17 protein-coding genes are annotated in these 15202 nt (G+C 27.1%); 2 read left to right on the forward strand and 15 right to left on the reverse strand.

Annotated elements, in window-relative coordinates:
• The first annotated feature begins 222 nt into the window (after positions 1-222).
• Positions 223-378 carry a YvrJ family protein gene (locus tag Q5F54_RS04290; protein WP_276703866.1) on the forward strand — a complete coding sequence of 52 codons (156 nt, stop codon included), beginning with the start codon at positions 223-225 and terminating at the stop codon, positions 376-378.
• 115 nt (positions 379-493) lie between these two features.
• Here Q5F54_RS04290 and Q5F54_RS04295 read toward each other — a convergent pair whose 3' ends face one another.
• The 8 genes from Q5F54_RS04295 to Q5F54_RS04325 all read right to left on the reverse strand — a co-directional run bounded on the left by Q5F54_RS04295 (position 494) and on the right by Q5F54_RS04325 (position 7614).
• Positions 494-757 carry a Mor transcription activator family protein gene (locus tag Q5F54_RS04295; RefSeq protein ID WP_276703864.1) on the reverse strand — a complete coding sequence of 88 codons (264 nt, stop codon included), beginning with the start codon at positions 755-757 and terminating at the stop codon, positions 494-496.
• Between the two features lie 109 nt (positions 758-866).
• A complete protein-coding gene (locus tag Q5F54_RS04300; RefSeq protein ID WP_294136221.1) occupies positions 867-2747 on the reverse strand; it encodes an ATP-binding protein in 1881 nt (626 codons plus the stop codon).
• Between the two features lie 74 nt (positions 2748-2821).
• Positions 2822-4045 (reverse strand): DNA-binding response regulator, encoded by a 1224-nt coding sequence (locus Q5F54_RS04305; protein ID WP_302334006.1) that lies wholly within the window; start codon positions 4043-4045, stop codon positions 2822-2824.
• Between the two features lie 327 nt (positions 4046-4372).
• Positions 4373-5122, reverse strand: coding sequence for a recombinase family protein (locus Q5F54_RS04310; protein WP_302334007.1), 750 nt, complete (start codon positions 5120-5122; stop codon positions 4373-4375).
• A 404-nt stretch (positions 5123-5526) separates the two neighbouring features.
• Positions 5527-5829 (reverse strand): helix-turn-helix domain-containing protein, encoded by a 303-nt coding sequence (locus Q5F54_RS04315; protein WP_288306784.1) that lies wholly within the window; start codon positions 5827-5829, stop codon positions 5527-5529.
• A gap of 220 nt (positions 5830-6049) precedes the next feature.
• Positions 6050-6376 carry a type II toxin-antitoxin system RelE/ParE family toxin gene (locus tag Q5F54_RS04320; RefSeq protein WP_288306785.1) on the reverse strand — a complete coding sequence of 109 codons (327 nt, stop codon included), beginning with the start codon at positions 6374-6376 and terminating at the stop codon, positions 6050-6052.
• A gap of 268 nt (positions 6377-6644) precedes the next feature.
• Positions 6645-6827, reverse strand: coding sequence for a helicase C-terminal domain-containing protein (locus Q5F54_RS13225; protein ID WP_369124051.1), 183 nt, complete (start codon positions 6825-6827; stop codon positions 6645-6647).
• 412 nt (positions 6828-7239) lie between these two features.
• Positions 7240-7614, reverse strand: a complete 375-nt coding sequence (locus Q5F54_RS04325; protein WP_288306787.1) for a helix-turn-helix domain-containing protein — start codon at positions 7612-7614, stop codon at positions 7240-7242.
• 235 nt (positions 7615-7849) lie between these two features.
• Between Q5F54_RS04325 and Q5F54_RS04330 the strand changes: the two genes are divergently transcribed.
• Complete coding sequence (locus Q5F54_RS04330; protein ID WP_288306788.1) at positions 7850-8440, forward strand: PBECR4 domain-containing protein; 591 nt, start codon at positions 7850-7852, stop codon at positions 8438-8440.
• Positions 8441-8880: 440 nt separating this feature from the next.
• On the opposite strand, the gene Q5F54_RS04335 is transcribed toward Q5F54_RS04330, so the two are convergent.
• From Q5F54_RS04335 to Q5F54_RS04365, 7 genes are all read right to left on the reverse strand, one after another.
• Positions 8881-9516, reverse strand: a complete 636-nt coding sequence (locus tag Q5F54_RS04335; protein WP_177571678.1) for a hypothetical protein — start codon at positions 9514-9516, stop codon at positions 8881-8883.
• 274 nt (positions 9517-9790) lie between these two features.
• A complete protein-coding gene (locus Q5F54_RS04340; RefSeq protein WP_177571680.1) occupies positions 9791-10534 on the reverse strand; it encodes a hypothetical protein in 744 nt (247 codons plus the stop codon).
• 314 nt (positions 10535-10848) lie between these two features.
• Positions 10849-11520 (reverse strand): N-acetylmuramoyl-L-alanine amidase, encoded by a 672-nt coding sequence (locus tag Q5F54_RS04345; RefSeq protein ID WP_177571682.1) that lies wholly within the window; start codon positions 11518-11520, stop codon positions 10849-10851.
• 151 nt (positions 11521-11671) lie between these two features.
• Complete coding sequence (locus tag Q5F54_RS04350; protein ID WP_177571684.1) at positions 11672-12055, reverse strand: hypothetical protein; 384 nt, start codon at positions 12053-12055, stop codon at positions 11672-11674.
• A gap of 114 nt (positions 12056-12169) precedes the next feature.
• A complete protein-coding gene (locus Q5F54_RS04355) occupies positions 12170-12601 on the reverse strand; it encodes a helix-turn-helix domain-containing protein (protein WP_302334008.1) in 432 nt (143 codons plus the stop codon).
• 939 nt (positions 12602-13540) lie between these two features.
• Positions 13541-13699: a hypothetical protein gene (locus tag Q5F54_RS04360; RefSeq protein WP_178069323.1), complete on the reverse strand. Its 159-nt coding sequence runs from the start codon at positions 13697-13699 to the stop codon at positions 13541-13543.
• 654 nt (positions 13700-14353) lie between these two features.
• Complete coding sequence (locus Q5F54_RS04365; RefSeq protein ID WP_302334009.1) at positions 14354-15007, reverse strand: helix-turn-helix domain-containing protein; 654 nt, start codon at positions 15005-15007, stop codon at positions 14354-14356.
• Positions 15008-15202: the final 195 nt, after the last annotated feature.

The raw sequence follows: 15202 nt of genomic DNA on the forward strand, positions 1-15202 counted from the left end.
CTAACGGTGAAGATATAGTTAGTGCAAAAGAAGCAAAAATAGTTCAAACAGAAACTACAGAATTTGATTTAGTAGTAGCGTAACACATGAAACTTCGTGTCGCCAACGATATGTATATCGCATACGCTCATACATATCCGTTGCTCAAACATAGAAATGCCCTTCTTAAGCTTCTGAGGGGCTTTCTTAGCAATTTAAAAGATTATTTGGAGGAATATATATATGGAACTAGATTTAATGCAACTAGTGGCTAATTTAGGCTTTCCTGCTATCGTGACTATGTATTTACTTGTGCGCATTGAAGGAAAACTAGAAAGTTTGAGTATTGGTATTAATTCTTTAAACTCAAATATAAGTGAATTAAATAATAAAATATAAAAAGCTACGCATCCCAATATAAATTAGGTGTGTAGCTTCTTTTTTTCAAAAATCTAGAATGTAAGTATCTAAATACCTATCATACTTTCTCTATTAACTTATGTCAATAAAGCTATTAGGCACTTTTCTTATGTCTGTTTATAATAGCTCTTATGTAACTTTCAGACATATTGTATTTAGCTGCTAATTCTTTATGATTAAATCCATTATACTCAGATATAATTTCTCTGTCGCGAGCTTCTTTGTATATCATTTTTTCAGTAGGAAAGTATACTGATGTTCCTCCAAATTCTTTAAATAAAGCCTTTATATTGTCTATTCCAAGCTCTATAGCTATATTTTCAAATTGTGGAGGTAAATCACTTATCTTTAATTCCATAAAATATCCTCCTATAACTCTATGTATATTGGATATTCTACATATATTTTATATTCCCTACATTCTTTTAGACATAATTAAATTACTTTTTTATTAATATTTATCATTCTTACTTAGCAAACTCTTTTATTGAATTAAACCATTCTTTAACTTCATCAAAAACTTCCATCTCTTCTAACATACACTTTGTAAGCTTCTTAGAGTATTCCATATTTATCTGTTTCTTAAACCTTCCTATTTTCTCACTCTTTTTCTTATCAGTAACTTCACTCCATGGTTTTGTTGAATCAGGATTATTTTCATAGCTATATCTTGCACAATATTCCCCAATATCTAACTTATTCCAATTATCTAAATACTCTTTTTCAAATCTTATTCCTATATCTTCTAAGATAGTTGGATGGATGTAGTTTTCAATTTCTCTAAGATTTGTTTCAAATGCTTTGCATGAACTTATCTTATTTAATTCAATAACTTGATTTTTATATTTATTTTCCTTTTCAGATCCAATATCACTATCATATATATGTACTTGATTAAGCTCTAGCTTTTCTAAATACCTTTCATTTACCCAATCTTTTAATGTACTTCCTCCCATAGGAATCATTATAATTTTTTCACTGTTTAAATCAACAATATCTTTTATCTCTGGTATATTCGTGTTTATATTTCTTAAAAAGCTAATATCTAGCTTACCTTCTACACATACTGCTACCTTTACGTTTCTTACATTTTGATCTATCTCTACTGCTATTCCTGGTAATACCCCTAATGTATTTGCAATATCATCTAATACATGCTCTGTAGGTACTTTAAATTCTTTACTTAAACTTCTATCAATTAATCTTAATGACTCTATTGGCACCATATTACATATTTCAGGGCTATGTGTAGTAAAAATAATTTGTGTATTTTTACTTTTACTCAGTTCTATAAATGAATCTATAAGCTTTTTCTGATAATCTGGGTGTTGTGCTGTCTCAGGCTCTTCAAATGCATAGATTATATTAGAAGATGAATCTGATGACCTTCTTTTTTCTGCCTGAGCTCTAAAAAAGTTAAGTAAAATCATTCTTCTTACTCCACTTCCCCTTTTATTCAACGGAATACCATTGTCACTACGAAGTCCAAAATTAAATACCTTATCCCATTCTATTTTTTTAGGTATCTCTGGTTCTAGCTCTTTTGCTATCTCAGGATTCATCTCTGCTAATTTTTCTAATGTTCTTTGAGTCACATCCTTAACTGCATTTATCACTTCTGTGCTTATATTATTTAATGTATCTATTATTTCCTTATTTGAAAGTGCTTCTTTAACCGCTTCCTTCATTGGATCTTGTATTTCACCATCTTTGTCTTGATTCTTCCTATCTGATTGGAATAATGAATATGCAGGCAAATACTTCTTTAATTCTTCCCAAATAGCTTTTCCACCTTCATTTTTAGTTTCAATTTCAATTTCCTCTAATTCTTCCTTACAATATGAACTTAAAATAGCCTTTCTACATAAAGAAGAAATTCTTTCATCTTCAACTGAAATATCCATTTCTTTTAATAACTTTTTCAATTCACTTATCTTAAGAGAATGTACTTTTGGTTTGCCTTTAGGATAATTAGCAATTAACTTTGTACTTATTACTTTTCCACTTTTTATAATTTTATTAACTTGCAACATACCATCTTTATTCAATAAAAACTCATCTTTTAAAGAAGTTTCAACAGATGTATCGAGTATTACTTTATCAGGAACATTTGTAAATGTTGCTCCAATCAAAATTTCTTCCTTTCCAGAACCTATAGAGCAATCATCTTTATCAAGCTTAATAATTCCATTAGATCCTCCTTCATTAAAGAAAAAATCTAATGCCTCTAAAATAGTTGATTTCCCTGCATCATTTTTTCCAACTAAACACGTTAAATCATTTAAATCAATGGTAGTAAATTCTGAATAACCTCTAAAATTTTCTAACTGCAAACTAACTAACTTCATCTAAACACTCCCTAAAATAGAACCAGGCTAAAGCCCCCACAATACAAAGAGAACAAAAAATGGGACAGTTAATTTTAAACTAACCGCCCTACTTTAGACTTACTTATCCCTAGTATCTTAGCTATTTCTCTAACACTGTTTCCTTTATTCTTCAATTCATTTATTTTTATTTTTAAATCTTCTAACTCTTGTTGTTTCTTAGTTAATCCCTTTTCATTTCTTCTTTTAGCCTTTTGTTTAGCCTTCTTCACATCTGCACACCTTCTATATTTCTCTTTACTAGAAATAATGGTTTTTAAATGTTGCTGCTCTTCTAATGTTATATCTAATATCTTTATAAGCTTAGTATTAGTATACTTATACTTCCTCTCCACATAAGCCTTCTCTGCTGACTTAGTATCTCTTATAACTTCTCTTTCAAGAAGCGGCTCTTTAAACATTGAATTAAGTTCTAAAGCTTTTTGTAAAGCTTCTTCTGGATCTTGTATAAAACAACAAGTAAAATATCTATATAAAAATAAAATTAACTCTCTATGACCTTTAACATCATAATCTCTAAGCTCACAAATCTTTATAATATCTAAAACTCTAGCATGATATAAACTATATTCATTAAAAAGACTTACAATTTTTTTAGGTCTACCCTTTTTCTTTTCTTTTTTCTCAGTAATTTCAGGTAAATACTCTTCTTGTATATCTCTTAACCTATACTTATAACTATGCATATCCAAAATCTCTACATAACTATTACTCTTTGAATTAACTGTACCTGCAATTCGTAGAACTCTAGTTGGGTCAAGTGCATTTGCATCTGCTCCAAACTCTTTTAATTGATTATAAATATATCTTTGAACTGCATACCAAAGTGGCATAGCCATACTTGGTACAGGTTCTATTAAAAGTACATAATAAAGCCCCCTACCACTATCTATTAAAAAATTTGGTTGTGGTATTTTAGTACCATAAAAATCTTTTTCTAAAAAATACTTTACAGCTTCTTTAGAATACTTAGTCTTATGACAATCTATGTCAATATAAATAGTTCTAAGCTCTTTTATATTTTCAATCCTTCTTTGTGGCTTATAAAATGTATTTTGAGATACATATGCATTTATTATATTTAAAATATCTTCCGCATTATCTATAATATCTTCACTCTTATAATGCCACTGTTTATAGTTTGGGTCTTTTGAAGATATTGTTATATAACCCTTACTATCCTTATGTAACATTTCCAAATGATTTATACATTCCTCTATATCAAAGTCTCTGACTTCTGCTAAATTATTTAATTGCATAAAAAAACTCCCCTTATCTATTTAATCTACCCCAAAAAAGATAAGAGAAGTTTCTTTATATTCTTGTCAGTTATTTCTGTCTGTGATAAAATAACAATATAAAAAATTAAAAAAGCTCTCTATTTAAGATTTAGATTCTCTTATCTTTTTCTTTCATAGGGTTTTAGATAAAAAAGGTTAGAATCTCTGTTTGGCGATGGAGGGTTCTAACTTTTTTTATTTTCCGATTATTATAGATAAATTGTACCATAAAATGAGTAATTCATACAAGAAAAATAGAAACAGGCTAAAGCCCCCACAATACAAAGAGAACAAAAAATGGGACACCTAATTCTTATTAATTTTATTCCACATATACTTTGATACTATTGGCTCTATATCAATAACAATCTCATTCTTTTCTTTTTTTCCCTGATATTCAAATACACCAATATAATTTTTATTTTTTAATATATAATCTACCTTCTGCTTTGAAAATCCATACTTAGCACCTACCTTAGCTAATGAAATCCCCTTGGACCTTAATTTGAATATATCCTTAACTATTTTAGCTTCTTCCTCATCTATTTCAAATTGACCTTGTTTATTTACTTTATATCCAAATGCGGGCTTCCCTCCAACCCACTTATTTTCATTTAATCTTGCTATTCTACCATTACGAGTTCTTTCATTTATAACTGCTCTTTCAAACTCTGCAAAGCTCCCTAACATCTGTAAAAATAGCATTCCTTGAGGTGTTGATGTATCAAACATTTCCGTTACACTTACTAAAGCTACTTCATACTTTTGAAGTTCATAAATCATGGCTAATAAATTATATAAACTTCTATGTATCCTATCATTTTTATAAACTATAATCATATCTATGTTATTTTCTTTTACATAATCCATCATCTTATCATACTCTGGTCTATCTGTAGATTTACCTGATACTGCTTTATCTATAAATATTTCATCTATCACGATATCGTGAAGTTTAGCATACATTCTAATTTTATCTTCTTGGTCTTTAAGTGAGGTATTATCTACTTGCATTAATGTTGATATTCTACAATATCCTACTGCTCTTTTTTTCATTTTATCCTCCTGATGCGATCACTATTGATGTCTTTTTTTATATTTTATAATACAATTTGAATATAAAAAAGGTCAAGTTTGTCGGCTCAAACTTGACCTTTTTAAAGTAAAAATTTACATTCAAATTAAGTAATACCAATGTATTATACTCAAAATATTTTATTTATTTTTTAATTTAAATGTAAACTCTTTTAATTTATTTATCAAAGTTTGTCAAATCAATTGAAAAGAAGCTATAATTAAAACAAAGAATTATAGCTTCTCTTAAAATGATTTTATTTTTATAATATATATTTTCCGTTCATACTTTATATTAGTATATTAGATAATTAAGGTAATTCATCAATATTATTTATTTAATTTAATAAACTCTATATTACCTTTAAAATCTATTCATAAATGTATTATATAGTTGAGTTAAAAATTTTATTGATGTCTAAATCTAATCCCATCAAATATCTGATTAAATTTGTTAAAGTTGGCCTTCTTCCACACTGTTCTATTGTAGAAATAACCTGTTGCGTTAATCCAGTTTTTTTAGCTAACTCCTTCTGTGTTATTCCTTTCTCTTTTCTAACACTAATCAATTTAATAATAAATGCTCTCTCTATTTCTTTCGCTTCTAATAAAATTTTCTCTTCGTTGCTGAGTGACTCTACAGCTTTCATTAATGATTCAATATCAATTTCTATGTGTTCATTTCTCATTTAGTCTCCTCCTTAAAATCAATGATTTAATTAGGATCATTCTAATTCAACTAAACTCTTAATAAATTCTCCAACTTTCTTCTTTACATCCGATACTCTTATTTTAATCAACATTTCTTTACACCTCCTTATTGTTTGTAATTATTTATCAATATTTAATTTATTTACTAGGGTAATTATTATTTCCTCTAAGAGGAAATAAATGATATTTTTTATTTAACTATATACGATGTATCTCTTTTGCCCTTTTTTCCGCAAGCTTTATATCTTTTAGTTCAGTTTTATTTTTTTGCTTACGACATATATGAACTATGTAAATGTCTCCATCATAAGATGTGTAAAACACCCTTAGTGATCCTTTTATTACCTCATATATTTTCACATCTACTGCTTTTATCTTCTTTATTTTTGAAGATTCCAGTGTACCTTGAGTATCTTTTATAAGAGACAATAAAAGTTCTAGAATGTCAGTTTTTTCTCTCTCGTTATTAGTAAATTTTAAAATATCATTTATTTCTCCTAGAGCATTATGTAATATTACTTTCATAATGATCCTCCCTAGATTTTACATCATTTTCGATGTTTTTTATTTTTATTATACATCTAATTCGGTGTATTGTCAATTATTTTTAGGCCTAGGATCCTAGGCCATATATTTCAGGTTAACTTAAATATACCTCTTTATTGTTATCTATAAATTCCTTAATTGAGTTTAAATCTATAGTTATATTTTTCATGGAATTTGACTCCCATATATTTTTATAATAATATTTATTATTATCTTCACTAGCTCTAGAATCTAATATTGATATTATTCACCTATCAGTCGAGTTTCTTATCAACCTGCCTACACCTTGTTTCAACTTAATTATCATTTCTTGAACATCTACATTCATTAACAAATTTTCTATAATAGATTTTTTATGTTCTCTAATTATGTCTAGTACTAAAAATGGTAGTCTTAGTATAATTACACTTGTTAATACATCTCCCTCTATAACTTATCTACGCCCAAAATGCTTCTGTTCCTAATAAAATAAACTTTGTATACTATTCAAATTTCCTAACTATCTTCTTCATTGAAGTCTTACAATATTGAACTAATATATTCCAAGCTAAATCCATATGTATTAATTTCTTATTATTTTTAAACATATTCTATTTATTATTTTTTAAGCTTCAGCTTCTTCCTCAGTTAGACATGTCTTTTTAGCTATCATTTATATATATAATACTAAAAATTTATTAACAAAATTCACTTAGGCTCATATCGCAAATGACTTCATACGTTGATCAAAAGCATATAAAATAGATTCCATATATCTTTTATATAGACTAGTTATTTCTTTACTTAATTTTATATTAATTACAAATCCACTTATTACAATACACAATACCTTTAGTATAAAATCAGTACGGCTTTAAAAACGTATTTGCTGCTCTTTTATATCCCTTTTGTACCCTGAATATAAGCTCTTTATCTTCTAACTCTTTAAACCACCTTGTAATTGTTCTTTTGTCACAATCAAAATACTCTGCTATACGCTCTACACTATGCCAACTTTCTCCTGTTTCATTTTTTGAATATATTCCAAGGTATATATATAGCTTTAGTGCATTCCCACTTAACTCTTTTAATAATCCTTTTTCTAAAAATTCATTATATACAGGATAAAACCCACTTTTATTTTTAATTTTTTCTGTTTTCCATTCACTAAATGCATGTCTAGATTCCTCCATTAAAGGATCTGCTTCTTTTGATGTCATCAGCATTTTTTTATCCATAATTTCCTCCTTACTTTTGAAATTATAAATTCTTATATAATTCTATACATATATAACTATATAGAATTATACGAATAAAAGCAAGACACTTTTTGTATTACATTTTTTTAAAAGAGCGACAACTTATGTAATTAAAATTACATATATTGACTTATTATATAATTTTAATTATGATATATATTATAGCAATATATCAAATATTTAACTTTAATTTTATGGTACAGGGGTGATTACTATGGTAATAGATACAGATCCTCTTATCTTAGCAGCTAAAAGTTATGAAAAGTTGCTTAATAAAGATTTCATCATAACTATAGATACTAAAGATGGGAATACAAAAACTATTCAAATTCAATTCAAAAAAGATAATTTTTATCATCTGATTGGGTTTCACTATTTAACTGATTTACCACAACTTGATACTAGGCGTAATAAAAAAAATAGGATTTTTAATAATGTACTACAAGGTAATATTACATACAATTCAATAGAGAATAGCTCCTATTTTGATAATAAAATAGATGATAGAGTTAGCTATTTTCATAATATAGATAAATTATTATTTGAGAAAGTTATTTTAGACTTTGATTCTTGCAACGTAAGTTTAAAAACCAATTTAAAGTGTGACTATATGTTTTTTAAAGATGACAATGGAAAGTACATGCATCTAAGCTTAGCTCAAGATAAAATTCATTATCCAGAAAGCTTTTTTGTAAGAGATGATAATATATACATCAAGAATCAAGATGTATTTGATATAGTTTCAATTAAAGAAATTGAAAAAAATAAACCTAAAAAATCAAAAAAAGCATCTAACCAAAGTTAGATGCTCTCAGATTTCATTTAAATGTATTTTTTGTTCAAAGTTAAAAACTTCTAGTCAGAAACGGCTGAATACATAAACCGTTGGTAAAATCTCCGCACTTCACTTCTCTGACAAAGCAAGCACATCATAGATTAACATAATATATATAATATATTATAGTTTTATTATATACAAATATAATGTGTTTGTATACACATTTTTTCACACTTTATATATATAGAGCGTATCTTACCTACAATTTTAATTACCATTACCAAGATATATCAATACTTACACTAAATTTTATAAATGCCAATAAAATTTAGTGTATAAAAAATTTCTATACTATGAATTATTAAAATTATATAATTTAGATATGAACTTAAAGCCACTAAATAGGTAAATTTATTTAATAGCTTTTTATAAACCATCTTAATTAAGCTGCAATTAATTAAGGTGGTTTATTTTATATTCTCATAAAACTTAATGTATTGATTTAGAATATAGTTTAGTAACTCTTGTTGAGTTACTCCACTATCTTTTAGATCTTCTGCAATTTTCTCAAATCCTTTTTGAACTTCTACATCTAGCTTTAAAGTCTTTGCTCTATAGTCCCTTTTTGCTTGTTTGAAGTTATATATATCTCTTACTATATCTTCTTTTTTCTCAATATTACTATCTGTAATATCTTTGTAATATTCATTTTGACCATCTAGTATTGCCTTTATTCTATCTACATTATCCATTAAATATATAAGGCTATTTTTTTGATGATTTGATATCTCTAAATTGGTTGTAATATTATTTATTACTGGAATACTACTTTCTTTTTTCGGGGTACTTTTTATATTACTTTCTGTAATATTACTGTAATATTTCTTTCGTCCCCCCGCTTGTACATCAGTATTTGCAAGGATATACTGCTTTTTACTCTGGCTATATTTATACCCAAATTTAGAGAAATTCTTACTTATAGTCTTTCGTGATATCTCAACTTCTTCTGAAAAAGCAGTTAATGTTTTACCTTCTTTTAGTATGTTATTTACATACTCTATTTGAGCTAATATATCTAAGTTTTTGAATTGTTCCTTGTTCATATTATCATCTCCAATAAATATTACTTATTGTAATATTATATATTACTTATTAAGTCATTTCTGTAATTTTTTATATTAAATTTTAAATATAATTGTATTTTTTATTAAGTACATAAAAAAAGAGTTTAAGTGTGATCATAAAATACTTAAACTCTTCTTATTTGTATTTTCTAGTCAATTTTTTCTTCCTAGCTATTTCACTTAATGATAAATAAATATCTACTCCTACATCTTTATAATTTAAAATATTTTCATATTAAAAACTTATATATTTCTACTCTTCTTCTCCAAATTCAATCTTAAAATCTCCTATAACTTTTCCATCTTTATTATAAACATTGATAGTTCTTTCCTCAGAACTATCTTTTCTTACCTCCTCTTCATATACATATCCTTCTATACCATTTGTTGCTTTTGCCAGTATCATTCCTTTTTCATTATACATATACTCACGTTCTTTTAATTTTTTATTAGGTATATCTAAATTTTTTAATATATCTTTATAATTTTCAAAAACATTCTCTACTAACTTATCACTATTTTTATTATACGGAGATATCCATTTAGCTTGTTTAAAACGCCAATTAGAAGATAAGTTATTATATTTCATATCTCCACCTGTAGTAAATGTAGAGTAACCATCTGCATATCTAGTAGTTACACTTACTGCAGTTGTTCCATTTGTATTATAATAATATGGTGTTGCTGCTATTAATGAATACTCCGTTCCCCATAATGTCATAGATAGCCCCATATCTTTTGCTGGTTTAGGTGAACCAACTGTTAGAATTCCTCTTGCAGCAGCTTGTCCCATTGATGGCTTAGTTAATATTGATGAATTTACTGTATAGTTACCTTTAGTTACTGAACCTGTTGGATGAGTTCCCTTTGATTCAATCTGAACTAAAGATGTATTACTTGCTATCAAACTACGTGCATTTACTATTGACGTACTAGCTAAGCCTATTATCGCCAATGATACAACAATTAAACTCTTAGTTTTCTTCCTTAATAACATACTTATTTCCTCCTCATAAAATTATTATTTTATGTATTAATCTATTTGGCTAATTTAAATCATTCTTCCCCGTAACATAAATTGGTTTAAATAAAAAAGCTTTTATAAGAATCAGTAATTATTAAAATTATCTAAATACTAACTCTTTAATTTTAGCTATAGAATTATATTTCACCATTAATTTACTGTAAAATAAATGTTATAAACTAGCATAGAATATACATCTAAATTTTAATTACTCTAACTATATTTTTCTATAAAAATATAGTTTTGTAACTATTCGTATTTTTTTTTTGATTCATTTTGTTGTTTTATTAACTATTTTGTATTATATATGTATCTATAAACCCTTTATCCTTGGCCAATTTAACCTGATTTATAGCATTATTTTTATCTTTAAAAGCTCCAATACAAACCTTGTATAAAACATCACTTGCAACAGCTTCTAATCCAAATAAATCTATTAAATTATCCCTAATTACTAGAGCTACCGCTTTAATATTACTACTAACATTTAAATCTCTTTCCGCATTAACATTAGAAATAAAATCAACCTCAATTAAAGCAGCAGGCATATTGGTATTTTTAAGTACAGAAAGTTTTTGGCTTTGCTTAACACCTCTATTTCTAGCATTAAAAATATTTGCTACATCCTCACATAAACCATTAGAAAATTTATTTAACTTATCATTTTTATTAGAATACTGCCAAACTTCAACACCTCTAACACTGCTATCTGTAGCTGAATTAATATGAATTGATAAAAAATAATCTGCTTTAAAATCATTTGCAATCTTAGCTCTTTCACTCAATGATAAATAAACATCAGATAACCTTGTAAATTTAACTTCAAGATCATAACCTTTAAGTAATTCATTAAGTTCCTTTCCTATAGCCAGGACAACATCTGCTTCATGTGTTTTATTTGGTCCAATAGCTCCAGGATCATGTCCTCCATGTCCTAAATCAATAACTAACTTTCCCATAAATACCTCCATAAAATTAAACTTATCTCTATATATTTAAATTATAAAATTTAAGATTAGTTTTATGGGTAAATATGAGTCAATTACTAAAACTTAAAAAGATAAAATAATAAAATAAAATAAGATGGTACATACTTGTAACCATCTTATTTTATTTTGAGATTATATCATATACTTCTCTTCCAATTGCTACTAAATTATCTAAATTATCAGATGCAAAATCTATATATGTCTTAGACCTTGATATAACATATTTTAAATTTTCTAACTCATTATGTACATTTCTAGGCATTTTTCCATCATGATAAATTCTAAACTTAGAAAAGCTACCATCTTTATATGAATGTTTTCTATTGTAAAATTCAAAAGAACTAACATGAAGTGGATTTTTAACGCTATCTCTCATATTTACAAAATATTTATATGCAAATTCACCTTCATCAGTACTTTCTTCCTTTACATATCCATAATCAAATAAATTTATAAGATTACTTTCTTTTATTATAAACATCAATTTATTTTCTAAATTTTTCATAAATACCTCCAAAATTTATATATTTCTATATATATAATAAGTATATTATCTTTAAAATGTAAAATTTATTTTTATTTAATACAATAAAGCCCGTATTTTAGCCTGTAAGAGTTTTTAAATCTGCTCACTATCATTTGTATTAAAAGCAAAACTTTTAAGCTCTACGCCTTTAATTTCTCCATTAACCCAACTATCTCTTATCTTTTCTTCCTTCTCATTCATGCTATGTACTTTCTTACTAGATCTATTTCTCTTTTGACCACTGCATTTACTAGTCTTTTGAGCATTTAAGCTGACTTTATTTAATTTTTTCTCTTTAGCCTGCTCCTTTTTCTGTTGTTTCTTCTTGTATTCCTCAAACTTCAAAGCTCCAAAACTTTTAATCATTGCCTGCTCTGTTATAATCCATGTTCTTCCCATCTTCTTTACTTCTTCACCAATAACAAACTTATCACGAGCTACTTGCTTTCTTAAACATGAATCATCTATTCCATAAATCTCAGCCACTTCAAGAAATGTATATAAACCTTCAAAACTACCTTTCACTCCAATCCCTCCTATAAACGTGTATATTTCAATATTTAATATATTAAACATCTTATAAAAACTCATTTTCATATTCACGAAAACGTGAAATATTAATAAATTTAGTACTTATCAAATTCACATTTACGTGAATTTCAAGTAATCTTTAATTTATACATAAATGCTGAAATTTCCTTTAAAAGCTATATTTGCACCAGCATTGGATAGCGGAGCAACGTTTTTATCCAATGCGATATATTAGTGTTAAAATATAATACCGACACCAGGTAAATAGGCTAATTTTCTTTATAGATGAAATTAATATTTAAAAAACTTGTAGAGTAACTTATCTAAAACGTGGAGGTTTTATAATCTTTATTAATTCATGCACCAATAAAAACTAGACAATGGGCATTGGGCTTAGGGCAGTGAATGGCTATCCCTAAAAAGCTACGAATGCTACGAAGCGATAAGATACGGAGCAGACTTGATATGTAATATGATGTTTGCGGAGTATGTTATAAGCGTAGTAGTATGAGTGCTTTAGGGATTAGTCAGAGGGGCATGGCCGAAAGGCCTATCTTTTATTATAATAACTAACTAAAAAATATACGCTTCAAATTTACATACAGCTTTCGATTAAAAGTGATTTTGAGTTAGCGATTGTAGCGAAAATCCTTTTGAGCCACGTGTAGGCGAACTACTTTGAGTGGTCTTTGCTCAAAAGATTGCAGCGTAAAGCGCGGTGGCGACAGCCAAACTCCATAAGTATTTCCTTAAAATTTAGTAGTACAAATAGATACATATACAGTAATACTAGAGTAATATTAAATATTACAAACAATATCCACTTCAAAAAATATTTTTTTATATAAAGCTCTGTTTTAAACCAATATTAATATAAAGAAAGAGGGCATGTTAAACATATCCTCTTTCTTTATATTAATATTCAAATTTAATCTATTTTTTCTTTTTATTATTATCTAAAGCAAGACCAATAGCAACACCTAAACATAATCCTATTGCTATCTGGTCAAGTATCACACCAAAGACAAGTCCCATTCCCATAAAAAGTGGAAAATAGTAATTATTATTCTTTTTAGCATTGTTTTTGCTCATAAAATTCCCCCCATAAATTAACAACTATTATCTTATTATACATTATAACTTATTTTCCGAAAAAGTATCATATATCAACATTTAATTATAACAGAGCCTTATATAAAATTTCATAAATCAAATACAAATAAAAAATAAATAATGCAGTGGGTTTTTAGTCTGACATCACAGTTTGCAGAGGTTTTGAGCCACGTGTGGGCGAACCACTTTTGCTGCAATCTGTGATGTCAGACTTGACCCTAAAGATTTTGACCCCAATATATAAATAAAGATAGTTGAGGTAGGAGCGGTCTTTGCTCCTACTTCAACTATTATCCTATACTATTCTTAATTTTTACTAGAGCAAAGGGATTGGAGGAGGGGGAGCAGAGAGCGCGGTGGGAAAAGTATGTCCAATGCTGAAACGTAGTAAATAGTAAGCACATAAATAAAGCTACAATATAGCTCATATCATAATCCAAAAAATCCTATGTAATATGAGCTATATTGTAGCATCACCTTGTATGCCTTAGTTTTTACGAAGTGAAAGCATTGGACATACAGGGGCTGAATAACCGAAGGTTTAAAAACCATAAGCTCTCATAAAATCTTTTTACCAATGCGAAGCATCTATAAACAAATTTTATGAGCTATATCCATAATCTTTCCACCTCTTCATTTTTCATTTATTAATTTATGAATTAACCCAACAGAACAATTATATCTATTAGCAATCTCTTTTATAGTATTTCCATCTTCCCTAAGCATTCTTATCTCATCAACCTGATCATCAGTAAACTTAGCCTTTCTACCAGCACCTCTAGCATTATGTATTAAAGAATTTTTCTTTAAATTATTAATTTCTTCTAAATTTCTATTAAAATCTTTATCCCTTAACTTTGAATACTCATCAAAATAATATAAATAATCTTTTCTATATTTCTCAACATCCTCTTCTAATCTTTCATTACGTTTTTCTAGCCTAGCTATAATATCATTCAAACAATCTATTTTTTTCTTTAACTCCTCTATTTCCACCTCATAAGACTTATCATCTATACTTTCCTTCTTAGAAGTATCTACAGTTATATAATAGTAATTTCCACTTGAATATAAATCACTAGCTACTGATTTAAAGCCATCCATCAATTTTTGAAATCTCTTAGTAGATAAATTCAAAAACCTATCACTTTTATGATTAAATCCCCACATAACAACCTTATTTTCTTTTTGATCAACTGTAATTTCAAGGTCATCATTTATCTTATAAATCTTTCTGCAAGTACATATTTTAGTATGTGTATCTAATATCTCTTTAAAAACTTCCATCTCATCACCTATTCATAAATTAATTTATGAATATACTTTACCATTATATTTAATTTTATTCAATAATTAATTTATGAAAATTAAATTCTAATCTTTTCATAAATTCTCCTAAAATAAAATCATGAAAAAAACTTCCCAAATATATTTTAGGACTTTGTACGTGAAACAAAATATACTTAAATTAATCAAAACTAA

Origin of the sequence: uncultured Romboutsia sp., assembly GCF_958366745.1 — a bacterium.
Lineage (GTDB): Bacteria > Bacillota > Clostridia > Peptostreptococcales > Peptostreptococcaceae > Romboutsia > Romboutsia timonensis.

What these genes read in the sequence shown, in the direction of transcription:
- Q5F54_RS04315 (WP_288306784.1), bottom strand. Translation starts at nt 5,829, where the DNA reads ATGAGAAATGAACACATAGAAATTGATATTGAATCATTAATGAAAGCT.
- Q5F54_RS04300 (WP_294136221.1), bottom strand. Translation starts at nt 2,747, where the DNA reads ATGAAGTTAGTTAGTTTGCAGTTAGAAAATTTTAGAGGTTATTCAGAA.
- Q5F54_RS04365 (WP_302334009.1), bottom strand. Translation starts at nt 15,007, where the DNA reads ATGGAAGTTTTTAAAGAGATATTAGATACACATACTAAAATATGTACT.
- Q5F54_RS04335 (WP_177571678.1), bottom strand. Translation starts at nt 9,516, where the DNA reads ATGAACAAGGAACAATTCAAAAACTTAGATATATTAGCTCAAATAGAG.
- Q5F54_RS04345 (WP_177571682.1), bottom strand. Translation starts at nt 11,520, where the DNA reads ATGGGAAAGTTAGTTATTGATTTAGGACATGGAGGACATGATCCTGGA.
- Q5F54_RS04325 (WP_288306787.1), bottom strand. Translation starts at nt 7,614, where the DNA reads ATGGATAAAAAAATGCTGATGACATCAAAAGAAGCAGATCCTTTAATG.
- Q5F54_RS04330 (WP_288306788.1), top strand. Translation starts at nt 7,850, where the DNA reads ATGGTAATAGATACAGATCCTCTTATCTTAGCAGCTAAAAGTTATGAA.
- Q5F54_RS04290 (WP_276703866.1), top strand. Translation starts at nt 223, where the DNA reads ATGGAACTAGATTTAATGCAACTAGTGGCTAATTTAGGCTTTCCTGCT.
- Q5F54_RS04340 (WP_177571680.1), bottom strand. Translation starts at nt 10,534, where the DNA reads ATGTTATTAAGGAAGAAAACTAAGAGTTTAATTGTTGTATCATTGGCG.
- Q5F54_RS04350 (WP_177571684.1), bottom strand. Translation starts at nt 12,055, where the DNA reads ATGAAAAATTTAGAAAATAAATTGATGTTTATAATAAAAGAAAGTAAT.
- Q5F54_RS04320 (WP_288306785.1), bottom strand. Translation starts at nt 6,376, where the DNA reads ATGAAAGTAATATTACATAATGCTCTAGGAGAAATAAATGATATTTTA.
- Q5F54_RS04360 (WP_178069323.1), bottom strand. Translation starts at nt 13,699, where the DNA reads ATGAGCAAAAACAATGCTAAAAAGAATAATAATTACTATTTTCCACTT.
- Q5F54_RS04310 (WP_302334007.1), bottom strand. Translation starts at nt 5,122, where the DNA reads ATGAAAAAAAGAGCAGTAGGATATTGTAGAATATCAACATTAATGCAA.
- Q5F54_RS04305 (WP_302334006.1), bottom strand. Translation starts at nt 4,045, where the DNA reads ATGCAATTAAATAATTTAGCAGAAGTCAGAGACTTTGATATAGAGGAA.
- Q5F54_RS04295 (WP_276703864.1), bottom strand. Translation starts at nt 757, where the DNA reads ATGGAATTAAAGATAAGTGATTTACCTCCACAATTTGAAAATATAGCT.